10 protein-coding genes and 1 pseudogene are annotated in these 16,066 nt (G+C 48.1%); 10 read left to right on the forward strand and 1 reads right to left on the reverse strand.

Annotated elements, in window-relative coordinates; all coding sequences use genetic code 11:
* Nucleotides 1-2,466: hypothetical protein (locus tag ACPXV9_RS06840; protein ID WP_423895705.1), on the reverse strand; the 2,466-nt coding region annotated here is incomplete at its 3' end.
* Between the two features lie 609 nt (nt 2,467-3,075).
* Here ACPXV9_RS06840 and ACPXV9_RS06845 point away from each other — a divergent pair.
* From ACPXV9_RS06845 to ACPXV9_RS06890, 10 genes and pseudogenes are all read left to right on the forward strand, one after another.
* A pseudogene (locus ACPXV9_RS06845) lies at nt 3,076-3,615 on the forward strand (recombinase RecA); the annotation flags it as partial.
* Between the two features lie 284 nt (nt 3,616-3,899).
* A complete protein-coding gene (locus ACPXV9_RS06850; RefSeq protein WP_423895706.1) occupies nt 3,900-5,552 on the forward strand; it encodes an ABC transporter substrate-binding protein in 1,653 nt (550 codons plus the stop codon).
* Complete coding sequence (locus ACPXV9_RS06855; protein WP_423895707.1) at nt 5,549-7,534, forward strand: ATP-binding protein; 1,986 nt, start codon at nt 5,549-5,551, stop codon at nt 7,532-7,534. Before ACPXV9_RS06850 ends, ACPXV9_RS06855 begins: the two co-directional genes overlap by 4 nt.
* A gap of 27 nt (nt 7,535-7,561) precedes the next feature.
* A complete protein-coding gene (locus ACPXV9_RS06860; protein WP_423895708.1) occupies nt 7,562-8,851 on the forward strand; it encodes a response regulator in 1,290 nt (429 codons plus the stop codon).
* A 43-nt stretch (nt 8,852-8,894) separates the two neighbouring features.
* On the forward strand, nt 8,895-9,473 hold the full coding sequence (locus tag ACPXV9_RS06865; RefSeq protein ID WP_423895709.1) for a regulatory protein RecX: 579 nt from the start codon (nt 8,895-8,897) through the stop codon (nt 9,471-9,473).
* Nucleotides 9,474-9,965: 492 nt separating this feature from the next.
* Complete coding sequence (locus ACPXV9_RS06870) at nt 9,966-11,615, forward strand: peptide ABC transporter substrate-binding protein (RefSeq protein ID WP_423895710.1); 1,650 nt, start codon at nt 9,966-9,968, stop codon at nt 11,613-11,615.
* The gene (locus tag ACPXV9_RS06875; protein ID WP_423895711.1) at nt 11,612-12,556 is read left to right on the forward strand and encodes an ABC transporter permease; all 945 of its coding nucleotides are present in this window, start codon (nt 11,612-11,614) and stop codon (nt 12,554-12,556) included. Before ACPXV9_RS06870 ends, ACPXV9_RS06875 begins: the two co-directional genes overlap by 4 nt.
* A gap of 9 nt (nt 12,557-12,565) precedes the next feature.
* Nucleotides 12,566-13,954 (forward strand): ABC transporter permease subunit, encoded by a 1,389-nt coding sequence (locus ACPXV9_RS06880; RefSeq protein ID WP_423895712.1) that lies wholly within the window; start codon nt 12,566-12,568, stop codon nt 13,952-13,954.
* Nucleotides 13,955-13,956: 2 nt separating this feature from the next.
* Complete coding sequence (locus ACPXV9_RS06885; RefSeq protein WP_423895713.1) at nt 13,957-15,009, forward strand: ABC transporter ATP-binding protein; 1,053 nt, start codon at nt 13,957-13,959, stop codon at nt 15,007-15,009.
* Complete coding sequence (locus ACPXV9_RS06890) at nt 15,003-15,950, forward strand: ABC transporter ATP-binding protein (protein WP_423895714.1); 948 nt, start codon at nt 15,003-15,005, stop codon at nt 15,948-15,950. Before ACPXV9_RS06885 ends, ACPXV9_RS06890 begins: the two co-directional genes overlap by 7 nt.
* The last annotated feature ends 116 nt before the right edge of the window (nt 15,951-16,066 follow it).

Below are 16,066 nucleotides of genomic sequence, written 5' to 3' on the forward strand. Positions count from 1 at the left end.
TTTGGATAATGCATAGCATAGGGCTATATTGTTTAGCGACATCACGAATGTAATGTAAGGCTGCACAGTTTCACTGGTATAAGAGCTTCCTGATGCCAGTTCTTTTCCGAAGAGGAGTTCTGCTAATTCACTATGTGTTTGCATGCGCTTCTGATATTCCAAAAGCTCTGACATAAAACCATCAAGGTCAGTTTGATGAAGTCCAGTTACTGAGGTCGCGTATGACTGATCTTTAATAGCTGCTACGAGAAGTACGTTTTGGAATCTACGTATCTGTTTACGATACACGGCTTCTCGAAGTGGTAGTGGGATATAGCTGCGCAAGGCTGTCCCGATAGTATTTCCTAGCCGGTGAGCTACCGCACCAATGTCGCCTCCAGTATTGAACCACTCTAAAACGCCTCCCGTAACTCTCAGTTTTTTCAAGGTTGGGTTGCATAGAGATACTGTTTCAGTAAGTTCGTTGACAAGTCTTTTCCAGGCGGATCTGCGAGATTGAATCGAAAGTGGAACAGCTGTGCTTTCGTAGTTCTCCACCCCACCTTGATCAACCAGGAAGAGGTGCGATAATCCTGTATATTCTCGATAGGGTCGTGTCATTTCGAGAACTGCGGCAAGCGCAACTGCACTATCGATTTCTTCTTCTGGTATGGAAGCTAGATCTTTGCTCGGTAGTGATCCAAGAGGTTTAGTGAGAAATGTTCTTGCGCGAAGCTTTTTATAGGTGATAGTTAGCTCGCCGTTGTGATTAGTGAATACGCCTTCTCCCCCTGGAATAGAAGTGAGTTGGGTATTGTGTAGGGAGTCTGCATTTACTCCATCGTCCCCGATTATGATCGCTTGCGCAGCAACTGCGACTAAAGGTGTCAATCCTAGATGGCGTCGGACATATTCGTAACCCCACTCATCTATATGATGTTCGCCAATGAAGCTTCTTTGTCTGGCTTGATGTTCTCTTTCTTGAGCAAGATATGCTACTAAATTCTCTAAGCCTTCAGGGTGATTTTTACTGAAGAAACTTATTGGGCTCCGATCTTTCGCTTTGGTTCGATCAAGATGGTCTGGTGTTCTCATTATGTGATCGATATTTCTATCTGCCATTTTTCTTCCATTGTGGAAGTCGATCAGTCCTTCCTTAAGGATCTTGCGAGCTGTCTTCAATACATGGTCGTATTGGGTTTGTAGGTGTGTTTGAACTTCAGAGAGGAATGTGTCAACACTAGCGACCTCTGCTTCCCTCGCGGATATTCCCTGTGCAATATCCGTCATGCACAGACTACCCAACAACTGATTGGTTTTTCGGGTGTCAAATATGTAATTTGAACGTTCAGAGAGCTTGATGAGTGGTGCTTTTGCCATTAAATCTGCGCCTTGAAGTTGAATGGAATAGCGGCGTAGCGTGTTATAGTCTGTGGTCAGAGTGCCCCATGCAATTCCATCTTCTTGGTTGTGCAGGTGCAGGAGTTTGGATAGATGAAAGCTGTACAGGCGTGCGACGAAGTCAGAATCGGTGTACCATTCAGTAGGAAAATCGAATTCACTCATTTCTTTTAGTTGTAAGAATGAGCGAATAACACGACGTTGTACGGATCTGCCTAAGTTAGATGTTGATTTCTTAAGTTTCTCTTCGATCTTATCCGCATGATTTCCCCAAATCGATTGCCATGCTTGGCAGTCAGCTTTGGCAAGAAACGATGAGTCAGGAGTTGATTTGAGGCGTTGTTTACGTGGCTTTCTATCTATTTTGGTGATTGGTACTTGAGAGATTGCTTGAAATTCTTGCAGATAGTGCAAAGCTTTGTAGAAATTGGCACTTCTTTCCTTAGCTATGCTCCAATCGATGTTGCTGTTATTGTATTCAGAGAGAAGTTTTTCATTAAAGTGGTCTACACCCTGCGTAATATGATCTGGAGAGTTGAGCCATATTTCTGAAGTAGGGCAGTTACTTACAGAAGTGAAAGTAATGATATCGTCGCACAGTTCAATTGCGGCCTGTTGTGGTATGCCTGTTTCTTTGTTCAGCATAATCTGTAGTGCTCTTTCGGCATCGTTGCTTTTGCTTTGCCAGACCTGAGGCCATAGGTCACTCGCGTGGTCACTAATGGAAAGGGGAGTTTCTAATGTGTCCTTTGTGCAAAAAGGAATAGGGGATAAACAGAGCAAGTTCGATTTCTGTAAAGAAATTAGGCAGCCCCTTAGCCTAGTTATAGCTCTATTCTTATAGGCCTGAGTTGGATAAATATCATGAAGGGCATTGAAGTACTCGGAAACAACTTTAGGTATTTCGGACTTGTTCATGTGCCAGTTTGGATCAAGAGGTGTTTGCTGCAGCCAGTACAGATCCAATATCGCTGTAATATGTTCGCGCTGTGACTTTTCAACTAAGTGAGCTAGTTCTCGCTCAATTACCTGTCCAACTTGCTTACTCTTGTCTCCCCATATTGACCGCCATATAAGTTCATCCATTGCGTTCTTTATTAGCTGGTGGCTAGGTACGAAGGCCGTGATACCGGGCCCTATGTTAGGTAGGGGAGGCGGTATGGCAATATCTGACAGTAGTCCTTCTGCATGTAAAATCCGAGTGCATCGAGTAATCTCGCGATATATCTCTTCCACTGTGATTGCTGACAAACGGCCCTGATTCAGCTCGGATTCGTAGTGGGCAAATAGGCGTCTAAAGAGTTCTTGCACCAATACTCGGTCAGCGAACCATTTGGGCGGAACGACTGGATTGACAAGGGGTAAGAGGCGAAATGCTCTCTGCACTTTAGATCTAATGGTATTAGTTTTGTCTTTGTAAGCTGAGGACAAGAGTTGTTCTGCTTGTTTAGAATTGTGGCCCCACAGATCGTTCCATCGATTGTAATCTCGTGGTTGTAGAATTCCCTTTTTGGGAGCTGAATCATGCGTCATGATGTTAATCCCCTAAATGATAACTTGTCATATAGGGCGCCTCGTGAATTAGAGTTGGCTGATTTCATAAATAGTCTTGCAATATCAGTAGGTTAGAGTATCTTATCAATAAGAATTTAGTTTCGTAAATATCTTTATGACAACAACAGTATCGGACAAAATTTGCAGGCACGTCTGATGTCTCAAGCGCTGCGTAAAATTACCGGCAATATTAAAAATGCCAACTGTCTGGCCATCTTCATTAACCAGATCCGTATGAAAATCGGTGTCATGTTTGGCAACCCTGAAACGACTACCGGTGGTAACGCTCTGAAATTCTACTCGTCTGTGCGTCTGGATATCCGTCGCATCGGTGCAGTAAAAGATGGCGACGAAGTGGTGGGCTCTGAAACCCGGGTCAAGGTGGTTAAAAACAAGGTGGCGCCGCCGTTTACTCAGACTGAATTCCAGATTATGTATGGCGAAGGCATCAACCGCATGGGTGAAATCATCGATTACGGTGTCAAACTGGGTCTGGTGGACAAAGCCGGCGCCTGGTACAGCTATCAGGGAACCAAAATCGGCCAGGGTAAAAATAATGTGGTCAGATACCTTCAGGAAAATCCGGAAATTGCTGAAACCATCGAGAAGAAAATTCGCGAAGAGTTTTTACCGGATCCAGTTGCTCAAAGCGAGTCCAGTGCTGAAGAAGCCGAGGCTTGATCAATGGCTTGAACTCTCTGATTTGAGTTCTCTGATTAAAGTAGCAACTCAGCCACTTTTAAAAACGTTAAGGGCCGCATGATTGCGGCCTTTTCTTTTTTGGGGCAGGTTAAAGGTTGCTCATTTTGGTGCTAAATTGGATGAAGGGTTTTCTAATAGATACGAGCCGATAAATACAGGGGGCGGTTGGTCCGATGCCAATCAGAGCTGGACATCAATATTATTGCAAGGGTGGTATATCCCTGCTTTTCTTGTTGTTTTTAACCGTGTGTCAGGCCAGTCAGATGGATATTGGTTTGCAACCTGATCAGGCCGACCTTGAGGTGGATGGAAGCTTCAAACATGGCTCCCACGTCAAACTGTACCTGCCAAATTTACCTTATCTAGCCATTTCTCATGCCATCAACGGCGCACTATTGCGCCCGGCGGATAATGACCGGGGCTGGCAATACGATCTGGCGACCTCCCATACCAGTATCGATAATAAAGTTTGGGATTTTCAGCTCCGCAAGGATGCCTATTTTCAGGATGGCAGTCATTTCAATGCGGACTCAGTAATGGAAAATGTCGCCGCCTTTCAGAAGGCTCCTTTTACATTCAGTAAATTTGCCAGTGTATTGAGTCATGTAGAAAAAGTGGATGATTACCGGGTTCGTTTTTTTATGAAAGAACCCTATGGTGCATTTCCCTACGATGCCATCTGGTTGCAATTTTACACTTCGTCTTATTTGCTGAAGCACGGTTGGAACGGGAAGCCAACTTGCCCGAATCTGGTGGAGCCCGGCCCCTATGGCTTGGGTCCCTATATCCTATCGAAGGGCTATGTCGAAGGCGATCGCCGTTCTTCAGTGGTTGAGCTGGTGGCCAATAAAAATTACTGGGGTGAAAGCAAGCCCAAGGTTGAAAAAATAACCATTCATCTGGATGTGACCTCTGATAAGGCATTTACAGGATTGACGCAGTCCGAGGGGATTGTCGATATTATGCCGATCGCCTTTTCCAAACAACTGGAAACCATTTTGTCAGATCATGGCAAACTTGCCAGTAGCCCCTCAAAAAATAACTACGCAATGCACTTTAATATGATTAACGGTGATTCGGCTATTCGGGATGCTGAAATCAGACAAATCATTAACCAAGTGATTGATCAACAGTATCTATTGGAATTATCAATGTTGGGAGAGGGAATGCCGTCGCCAACCATGGTGTCACCAAATTTTTATCGTCTTGATGATGCGATCAGTAGACTGGAGGATTACCTGACAGAGTCGGATGGTATCAGGCAACAGAGCGTTGAATCCATGCGTGCAAGAGTACGTGCATATCAACAGCGGCAAGGTCTCAACCCCGAAGAGAAACTGCAGTTAACTTTGCTTGCTCAAGAAAGCTTCCTATTTCTGGTAAGGGATATCCAGTATTTTCTGGATTTGATCAATATTGACCTGAACGTCGAAGTATTGCCTGCAGAAGAGGATATATTCGGCCAGTTACATGTAACCTGGAAGGGTGAAAATACCATGGATTGGGATCTGTTGCTTTGGGGAAATACCGATTGGTATAAACACCCATGGTCGGCATTCTTTGTTTATTTACCGTCCTACGCCTGGTCAACAATCCCCCCCGATTCCTACCTTGTGGAATTGATCGATAATTTATTCCGAGCAGGAATTGACTCGGAATACTACGCGCAATCTGCCGCGGATATTATTCGCTATGTGCATAGCAATAATTTAATGGTGTTTTTGCCAACTCCAAATAATGTCTTCGCGGTCAATAAAGAAGTGCATTTTACGCCTGGATCATCAGCGTTTGTTTTTCTGAGGGATCTGCAAGTGACGAACTATCACTGGTCATTGAGAGGTGCTGAAGGCTTACCTGAATATCGGAAGCAACCTGTCGCAATTAAAAAGGTATATTCCGGTGCAGGTGAATCATGAGTGATAACAATAAGACCGAGTCAGTAAAGGACGTTCAGAAGGGGGCTGAGCGTGAAAGAGCCTTGTCACGTTGGATAATTATTTTGCTGTTATTAGCATCCACCGTGATGATTGCTCAGGGCGTCTACAATCTTTCCAATCTCAAGAAAGTGGATGCATCAATTGGGTCTGTATACCAAACCGCGCGAAAACTGGATTCTCTGGCCAGTGATATCGCCAAACCCATCGCGGATATCCGCCTGCTATCGAAACAATTGGTTTTGTCACCTGATGAGGCTATGGCCCGTGAAACCGAGGCTGAACTGGAAAAAGCCATCAATGCAGTTGCGTCAAGCCTAGAAAAATTACAGGACAAGAATGGCTCAATTAACGGTATTGGGCAGAAGCAAGTTGAATTCGAACAGATTATTCAAGCCTGGGATGAGTATCTGGCCGCATTGGCAGTGACAAAGAAATATCAGCAAGAAGGTATACGGGTGGCCGCGTTTCTCAGTGTGACCAAGCAGGAAAAAGTGGTTTATGAAAAGTTGCAAGCGACGATATCGGATTATTCCAGAGTTTTATTGGAACAGAGCAGTCGGGTTTATGATGACGCCAATGAGCAATCCGAGCTGACCTATTTGACCTTGATCATTACAGTGATCGTTGAAGTGCTGGTTTTGAAATTTATCCTCTACTTTGTCTGGCGCATGTTCCGGGCTTTTATCCGGTCGGCCCAAGTTCATGAAGAAGCTTTGGAAAATGAACGGAAGTTATTACAGGACACATTAAATACCAGTCCGGTAGGCGTAGGCATTACCGTTGATTCAAAACTGGATTATGTCAATGACAAACTGGTTAATATGCTGGGTGTTGATCTGGGTGATGATATTAATAATTCCTGGGCTGATCTGAGTCGGCGTAGCCAGTTGATGGCCGAATTTAAAGACAAAGATGTCGTGACTGATTTTGAAATGCAGTTGCTGGATAAAGATGGCAAACCGATTGATATTTTGAGCACATTTTATCTCATCGATTATCGCTCCAAGCCGGGCATTCTAGGTTGGATTATTGATGTTACCAACCTGAAGGAAGTTGAACGTCAAAGTATTACGGCCAGGCAATTGGCTGAAGAGGCAACCCGAGCTAAATCCGATTTTCTCGCTAATATGAGTCATGAAATCAGGACACCAATGAATGCCATTATTGGTCTCTCGGAGCTGGCGATGGACACGGGTTTATCGCCCAAGCAGCACAATTACATCAGCAAGGTCCATCGCTCTGCAGAATCCCTGTTGGGGATTATTAACGATATTCTTGATTTTTCGAAAATAGAAGCCGGAAGACTCAATGTTGAATCTGTGGAGTTTCGTCTGGAATATATTCTGGATAATTTGGGTAACCTGCTCGGATTCAAGTCCGAAGAGAAGAACCTGGAATTGATTTTTGATCTACCCGCTGATTTGCCGCCAGCCCTGATTGGCGATCCTCTGCGCCTTTCACAGATACTGATTAATCTCGGTAACAATGCCATCAAGTTTACCGAACAGGGTGAAGTCATTATCCGCGTTAAGGTGCTGAAGCAAGAATATGATCTGATTGAGTTGATGTTTGAAGTTTCTGATACCGGGATTGGAATTTCCGAGAAACAGCTTCAGGGATTATTTAAATCATTTACCCAGGCGGACGCTTCTACTACCAGAAAATTCGGTGGTACCGGACTTGGGCTTGCTATCAGTAAGAGTCTGACCGAGTTAATGGGAGGACAGATAGAATGTGAAAGTGAGCAGGGTATAGGTTCTTTGTTTCGGTTTAATCTCACTTTCGGCATCAGCGGCAGCATTATTGAACGGCCAAGTATTGAGCAAGTCTCTAATACAAAAATTCTGGTAGTTGACGATAACAGTAACTCCAGAGAAATTATCGGCGGCATGATCGATCGCCTCGGGTTGCAAGTTGAGCAGACCAGTTCGGGTAATCGTGCCTTGAAATTGATTGAATAGGCAGATCAACGAGGAAAGCCATTTGAATTGGTGTTTATGGATTGGAAAATGCCGGTTATGGATGGCATTGAAACCGCCAAGCAAATTCAGACAAATAGTAATCTGGTCAGCCCGCCACAAATTATTTTAGTGACTGCCTATGGCCGTGAAGCGGCCATGGAAATCGCTGATGAAATACAGATTAAGGACTTTTTATCCAAGCCGGTAACGCCTTCTACGCTGCTGGATTCGATCCTTCTGTCGCAAGGCAAGAAAGAATTTGCCCCTAATCCTGTGGGAAATATGGAAACGGAGGAAGAGCGAGCCATTGATAAATTACGTGGTGCGAAAATATTGTTGGCAGAAGACAATGAAATCAATATGGAGCTGGCTGTTGATATCCTTGAACGTCAGGATATTACCGTAGTGACTGCAGTGGATGGACAGCAAGCCCTTGAACGTTTAGAGCAGGAAGAGGTTGATGGGGTTCTGATGGACTGTCAAATGCCGGTAATGGATGGTTACGAAGCCACCCAGGCAATCCGTTCGGATTCCAAATTCAAGAAACTGCCCATTCTGGCCATGACAGCTAATGCGATGGTCGGCGACAAGGAAAAGGTTTTGGCTGCGGGTATGAACGACCATATCGCCAAACCTATCCGCAAGCGTGATTTGTTTATAACCATGGCGCGATGGATTAAACCGAAGTCTCCTTTGAGCCAGTCTTCCCGAGAAGCTCTTCCTGATGTTGGCAAAATGCCGGAGATTGAGGGCGTGGATATAGAGATTGGAATGCAAACTTTTGAGGGCAATGCCGCGTTATACAAAAAATTGTTGCTCAAATTTGCCGATCGGGAAGTGGATTTCCGCGATCGGTTTCTGCAAAGTTTAGCGCAGCAGGATGACAGGGCAGCGGTTCGATGTGCGCACACATTAAAAGGTGTGGCGGCCAATATTGCGGCACATGATATTCAGCAGTCCGCTGCCAGCCTTGAGTTGAGTTGTGCCCAACCGGACAATCAAGAATCAATGATGCAACTGCTGGATGCCGTTCAGGCGAATATAGATCGGGTTGTTAAGGCCATTCATCAAGCCGATTGGGGAGCTTCAGGGGAATCAGTTCAATCCGAACCATTGTCGTCACTGCCGGATCTTCTAAAACAGCTGTTGCAGCAGGTGGAGAATTGCGATGCCGAATCTCTGACTATTCTGGATGCCATCAGACAACATGATTTACCCAAAGATCGGGAATCGATCAGGCAGATCCATGACGCCATTAATGAATTTGATTTTGATCGCGCTGAACAGGTAATACGCCAATGGTTGGGGAGTCTTTGATGATCCGTATTCGGTTGCAGGAATTGCTTGTTGAGGGGCATTTATGTCAGTAGATCTCGCTACTTTAAAGGCTAAGGTCAAAGCCATTGAGTCTCAGGGGACTCCCAAGACCGCGGAGACATCATCGAAGCCATTAAATCCAGAGGTTGCACCAGAACCGAGTGGCTTGTTTGCAACCGGGGATGATATTGCTAAGCGCATTCGCTGGAACGCGATGGATCTTTTGTCTCGCCGGGAACACAGTCAAAAAGAGTTACGTCTTAAGTTGTCGAAGCGTTACCCGGATAACCTAGTTGAAATAGAACACTGCATAGCGGATCTGGCCATGGAGGGGCTGCAATCGGAGCAGCGATATTGTGAGGCCTATGTAGCAATGCGCCACAGGAAAGGGTATGGCCCATTAAGGATTCTCTCAGAGCTCAGGGACAAGGGGGTGGATGACAATATGGCCAAAACGGAGATTTATAATTGCAGGTTTGACTGGTTTGCCTCGGTTGCTGATGTTTGGCAAAAAAAGTTCCGGGGATGCTTGCCGCAGGACGCCAAAGAGCGGTCTAGGCAAATGCGCTTTCTTGCTTATCGTGGTTTCAGTCAGGATCAGATCAGTACGATCTACTCATAGAAACGGTCTTTCTGCTTCACAAAAAAATAGCCCCGAGTGACGGTGTCATTCGGGGCCGAAGGAGAGACTGTATGTTCATTACGAACAATATCTCTATTGCAGGTGCTGTGCCAAAACGCTTCATCAAAGCCAAATAACGATTATTTAGGTAACATTAGTGGCTAAAGTGCGCAATGTGTTGGTAATTTCAGCGGTTGGTTCTGGCGTTGCTGTCTGAAACATTCACAGAGATTGCCAGATTTGCGCCAAATTAGTGTTTTGGTATTTTTGAGTGCACTAAAACGGGTCGCCATTATTTGGTCGGTGGATGTTAGTTTTTCTGTGGATGTTAGTTGTTCCACGGACATTAACAGGAGCAAGCTCTAAAGCAGGGCTGAATCGAAGGCTTTATTAGCGGTCGTTTTGCGCTATCTTAAGCTTTGCATTTATCCCGGTTCCATATAACGTGGTCTTTTGCTTTAAGACACTAAAATCCGCAGAAGAAAAATAATCATGCTGAAGAAACTCCTCTGGGGGATGCTCCTGACTGTCAGTTGCTTCCAGTACGCAAATGCCGTGGGTGTTGATTATGACAATCGCAGTATTGCCATGGCGTTTGCCGGCGAACCACCGGATCTGAATTCAACTACCAGCACCGACTCCATCAGCTTTATGGTGTTAACCCATGTGATGGAGGGGCTAATGTCCTACGATCAGAATAATAATCTGGTCGGCGGTGTCGCTGAAAAATGGCAGCTGCGTGAAGATGGCGCAACCTTCTGGTTACGCAAAGATGCCCGCTGGAGTAATGGTGAGCCGGTCACTGCCCACGATTTTGTGTTTGCCTGGCGCAAGGTTGTTGATCCGGCCAACGCATCGGAATACGCCTTTATTCTCTATCCTGTCACCAATTCACAGGCCATCAATGAAGGTAAGCTGGCGCCGGAAGCGCTCGGGGTCAGAGCCTTGGATGACCATACGCTGGAAGTGGATCTGTTTCAGCCATGCCCCTATTTTTTGGGCCTGACCGCTTTTGGGGTTCTGAATCCGGTGAATCAGGCTTTTTACGAGTCTCGTAACGGTCGCTATGCTGCGGATGTGGAGGACATGCTCTACAACGGTCCCTTCCAATTGACCGAGTGGGTTCATGGTGCCTCGTTGAAAATGGAGAAAAATGGTCATTACTGGAACCGTGACAGTATCTGGCTGAACACCATTGATGTGCCCTATATCACAGAAGACGCCAATGCCCGCCTCAATCTTTATCGTGATGGTATGACGGCCATCGCCAATGGCCTCAACGAGCAGGCGCTGATTGGAGCCATGCGCGAGCGTATGCAAATCAAAACCTTCTTTGATGGCGCCATTTTTTTTATTGAGTTCAATCAACGCCCGGATAGAGCAACGCGCAGTAAATACCTGCGCAAGGCGATCCAGTCTGTGCTCAACACCGAAGATCTGGTTTACAAGGTCATTGGTAGCCCGGGAACATACCCGGTCAATACGATCTTCCCCAGATGGATGAAAGGGGTGGAGGATAACTTTGTACGTGAATACCCGCCCACCAAGGTTGAGTTTGATGTTGAGCTGGGCAGGCGTTATCTCGATATGGCCAAGCAGGAGCTGGGGGTCGATGTGATTCCACCGATTACCTTACTGGCCGATGACAGCCCTGGCGGTTCAAAAACGTCTGAATATTTTCAGGCTATGCTCAAACAGCATCTGGATTTGGATGTGCGGGTCGATGCCCAGATTTTCAAACAGCGGCTGGCCAAAATGTCGGTGGGCGATTTTGATCTGGTGGTGTCCGGTTGGGGCCCCGACTACGAAGATCTGCTGACTTATGGCGATTTGTTCCTCAGCAAGAACCTCAACAATCGGGGACGCTATGCCAGTGAGGAATACGATCACTGGGTGGCTGTGGCCCAGTCATCACTGGAGCCCGAAGTGCGAGCCGAGGCGTTTGCCAATATGCAGCGTTTAATTTACGAAGACGCCATCATAGTGCCCCTGTTCGAGCGCGGTGTTACCTATGTTCAGAATACCCGCCTGAGAGACGTTGTCCGACGCCCCATTGGTGGCGATCCCAATTTCAAATTTGCCTACATTGAACCACCGGAGAGTGCGGATCAACGGGTCAAGCACTCGGAGGCCCAGCAGTGAAGCAATTTATTCTCAAGCGCCTGTTATCAGGCTTCATCACCATCTGGTTTATTGCCACGGCAACGTTTGTTGGCATGCACATGGTGCCCGGTGATCCCCTGGCCAATGCCAAGGCAATGAAACCGGAAATTCGCAAAAACCTGGAGGCTCGCTACGGCCTGGATAAGCCCATCTTGCAGCAATACGGTATTTTCATGGGGAATATGCTTCAGGGAGACTTTGGTATTTCATTTACGCAGAAGAACCGCAAGGTCAATGACATTATTCGTGAACATTTTCCGATTTCAGCTGTGTTGGGTGTGCTGGCGCTGGTGATTGCCGCAGTGGGCGGCATAGTCTGGGGTGCCATTACCGCGGTGTACCGCAACCGCTGGCCCGACAGTGTGATTATGTTTCTGGTAGTGGTGTCGGTATCGGTTCCCAGTTTTGTCTTTGCCATGCTGGGCCAGTTAGGCATTCTCAATCTGAATAATTGGTTGGGGTTTTCGCTGTTGCCGGTGGCGGGGTGGGGCAGCCCGAGTCATATGATTGTGCCGGCGCTGGTTCTGGGTCTTGGCACCATGGCTTATCTTACCCGCTTGATGCGTTCTTCCATGCTGGAAGTTACCAGCGCCGATTACATCCGCACGGCTCGGGCCAAAGGTGTGCCGCCGTTGCGAATCTTTTTTAAACACCAGTTGCGCAATGCCATTTTGCCTGTGATTACTGTTCTGGGGCCGGCCATCGCCGCCATTACCACCGGGGGGTTTGTGGTTGAATTGGTATTTGCCATTCCCGGGTTGGGGCGCTACTTCGTGCAGGCGGTGCAACAATTGGACTACACCGTGATTATGGGGACCACTGTGTTTTACGGTGCTTTTCTGGTGTTGATGGTATTGGTGGTGGACATTCTCTATGGCTTTATTGATCCGCGAATCCGGGTCGGCAAACGCGGTGGGTAGGGGGCTGATATGAATCATAATCTGACCACTGTAGCCATGCCGGCTGACGCGTTTGAGACACTTCAATTACAGGTTTCAGAAGACGTGATGGTGCGTCCCTCGCAGTCCTATTGGCAGGACGCCTGGCGCCGTCTGAAAGCCAATCGACGAGCCATCTGGTCGCTGTACCTGATTGTTGCGCTGTTAGGCTTTGCCTTTGTGTTGCCACTGGTTGTGAAGCTGGACCCTGAATCACAGGATTTAACCCAGATCTCGCAGGGGCCAAGTTTTGCCCGGACATCCCTGATTGTCGATACCGCTCCCTGGGCAGGGCGCTATGCTGATCACAGTGTGGCGACCAATACCCGGTTAACACAGCTGCAGTTGGCTCAGGAGCCCCATACTGAGTCAGTGCGTCTGTTTTGGCAGCCAGTGCATGGTGCAGTGGAATATCAGGTGTATCGTCACATTCTGGTCCCTTCCGGGTTGTTGGATTTGGGGCTACCTCTGGGAGCAACTCAGTATCCGGATCAGGTCTACTATGAAGACCGGCTAAAACTTAAAACCGACCCCTATTATTATTCCGTGGTTGCGCTGGATGCCGGGCATAAGGTGTTGAGCTATTCATCGCTGGAAGTGACGCCGCGCCATGCGACCAGTTATGGTGATGCGCTGCGTCGGGGGCTCATTGATAACAGTGTTGCCATTGGTGCAGAGGTGGCACTGCCCAGGCACCTGTTGGGTACCGATCAGTTAGGGCGCGATATGCTGGCTCGTCTGGTTTACGGTGCCCAGACATCCCTGTTTATCGGCATTGTTGCACCGCTGTTGTTTGTGGCACTGGGGATCGTTTACGGAGGCTTGTCCGGCTATCTGGGGGGGCGTGCGGATGAGGTAATGATGCGGTTTGCCGATTTTGTGATCGCACTGCCTTTTCTGTTGTTCATGATTTTGTTCCGCGTGGCCATGGGTATCGAGTCGGGAGAAAGTGGCATCACCCCGATGTTGATCGCCCTGGTGGCCTTGGGATGGCCTTCGGTTGCACGGCTGGTGCGAGGACAGGTTTTGCAATTGCGCGAGCAGCCATTTGTGGAAGCAGCCCAATTGATGGGTGGCTCATCCACGTACCTTATCTGGCGCCATATGTTGCCCAATGTCATGGGTGTGGTTCTGGTTTCGCTGACTTTTGCCATACCCAGCGCCATTTTTACCGAGGCGTTTCTGTCCTTTATCGGCATGGGCGTTGCGCCACCCACACCCAGCTGGGGGGCCATGTGTAATGACGGCATCAAATCATTTTTGAGCCATCCCCACGAGTTATTGTTTCCGGCATTGCTGATCAGTGTCACGGTATTGGCTTTCAATTTGCTGGGTGATGGTTTGCGTGATGCCCTGGATGCCAAAATGAAGGGTGAGTGACCATGAGCGAAAATAAACCCAAAGCCTTGGTAATCGACAATTTGCATGTGGACTTTGCGGTGCAGGGCGGTCGAGTACATGCGGTTCGTGGTGTGTCTCTGGAGGTGAATCGCGGCGAGACGCTCGCTATCGTCGGTGAGTCCGGGTGCGGTAAGTCTGTGACCATGATGAGTGTTATGGGCCTGACCCCATCCCCGCCGGGGCGCGTGATCTCCGGTTCGGCAAAATTGAATGGCCAGGAATTGCTCGGCCTTAAGACCCCGCAGCTCAACCGCATTCGTGGCGCTGACATCGGTATGATCTTCCAGGATCCCATGAGTGCGCTTAACCCGACCATGAAGGTTGGCGAGCAAATTGCTGAAACCTTGATGATTCATAAAGCCATGGGACACCGTGAAGCGTTGCAGCGAGCGGTGGCGTTGCTGGATCGAACCAAGATTCCAGAAGCTGCCAAGCGGGCGCAGCAATACCCGTTTGAGTTTTCCGGAGGCATGTTGCAGCGGGCCATGATTGCCATGAGTCTGGCCTGTAATCCCAGTGTCTTGATTGCCGATGAACCGACCACGGCGCTGGACGTTACCATTCAGAATCAAGTGTTGGAATTGATGCGCGAAATCCAGCGTGATGAAGGCATGGCGATTGTGCTGATTACCCACGATCTGGGTGTCGTGGCGCGTATGGCCGAACAGATTGCTGTGATGTACGCCGGCCAGATTGTCGAATCCGGCAGTGTGGACGATATTTTCTATCGCAGTGCGCACCCCTACACCCAGGGGCTTAAGCAGGCCATGCCCAGTCTGACCATGCACGCCGAAGATCGCCTTGAGGCGATTGCCGGAAGCCCGCCCGATCTGTTTTCTCCTCCGGTCGGATGTGGCTATTGCAGTCGCTGTCCCTACGCCATGAACGTTTGTGAAAGCATGCCGCCTCCGGTTGTGGATGTTGCTCAGGACGGTTCGCACAACAGTCGTTGCTGGCTGCAGCATCCCCAATCTACCCGGATCATTGACGATCTCTATATCCCGTCAGTTAACCGCGAGGACGCGCCGTGCTAGTTGAAATTGATAATTTGCAAAAGCGCTTCCATGTTGGTCGGGGCAAGGTATTGCACGCCGTCGATGGTGTTTCACTGACCATTCAGGAAAATACGATTGTTGGTCTGGTGGGCGAAAGTGGCTCGGGCAAATCAACCTTGGGTAAAGCCCTGGTAGGATTGCACGATAAATCCGGTGGAGAGGTCAGATATCGTGGTGAAACTTTGCCGGGCAGTTATCAGGCTGCCGATTTTCGCCGGCACAGTAAAAACATCCAGATGATTTTTCAGGATCCCTATGCCTCGCTTAATCCACGTATGACCATTGAAGAGATTCTTACGGAGCCCTTAAAACTGCAAAAGCAGTGTTCTGCTGCGGAGGCACGACAGCGCGCGGCAGAGTGGATGGAAAAGGTCAGTTTGTCGGCGGCCCATCTAGGGCGTTACCCCCATGAATTTTCCGGTGGTCAGAGGCAGCGTATCGGTATCGCCAGAGCCCTGATTACCCAGCCGGAGTTTGTGGTGTGTGATGAACCCATCTCGGCACTGGATGTATCAGTTCAGGCGCAGGTGATTAATTTGCTCGGAGAGCTGCAAAAATCCATGGGCTTGACGTTGCTGTTCATTGCTCACGACCTGTCGATGGTGCGTTATATCTCTGATGAAATGGTGGTGATGTACCTGGGTGGTATCGTTGAGCAAGGGCCGGCCGATGATGTGTTTTTTGAGCCCAAACATCCATACACCAAGGCTCTGGTGGAATCCAATCCGGTGGCGGATCCCAAACGGGAGAAACTGCAACAGCACAAATTGATTCAGGGTGAGGTACCCTCGCCGGTCAACTTGCCTCCGGGTTGTCGTTTTGTGGGCCGTTGTGATCAGGCCAGTGAGCGATGTCACAGTCAACGACCTGAGCTCAAGCCTGTGGCTGGTCGACTGATTGCCTGCCATCTTTATGATTAGGTTTTCGATAAAACCTGTCAGGGATTTTTATTCCGGCTAGTTGCTGCTTGTAATTCTTCTCGCACTTCTTAGTGTTTATGTCTGCCCAAGAGTTGGTAAATGACATTGGTTGTTAC

Origin of the sequence: Candidatus Pelagadaptatus aseana, assembly GCF_040362265.1 — a bacterium.
Taxonomy (GTDB): domain Bacteria; phylum Pseudomonadota; class Gammaproteobacteria; order Pseudomonadales; family Cellvibrionaceae; genus Pelagadaptatus; species Pelagadaptatus aseana.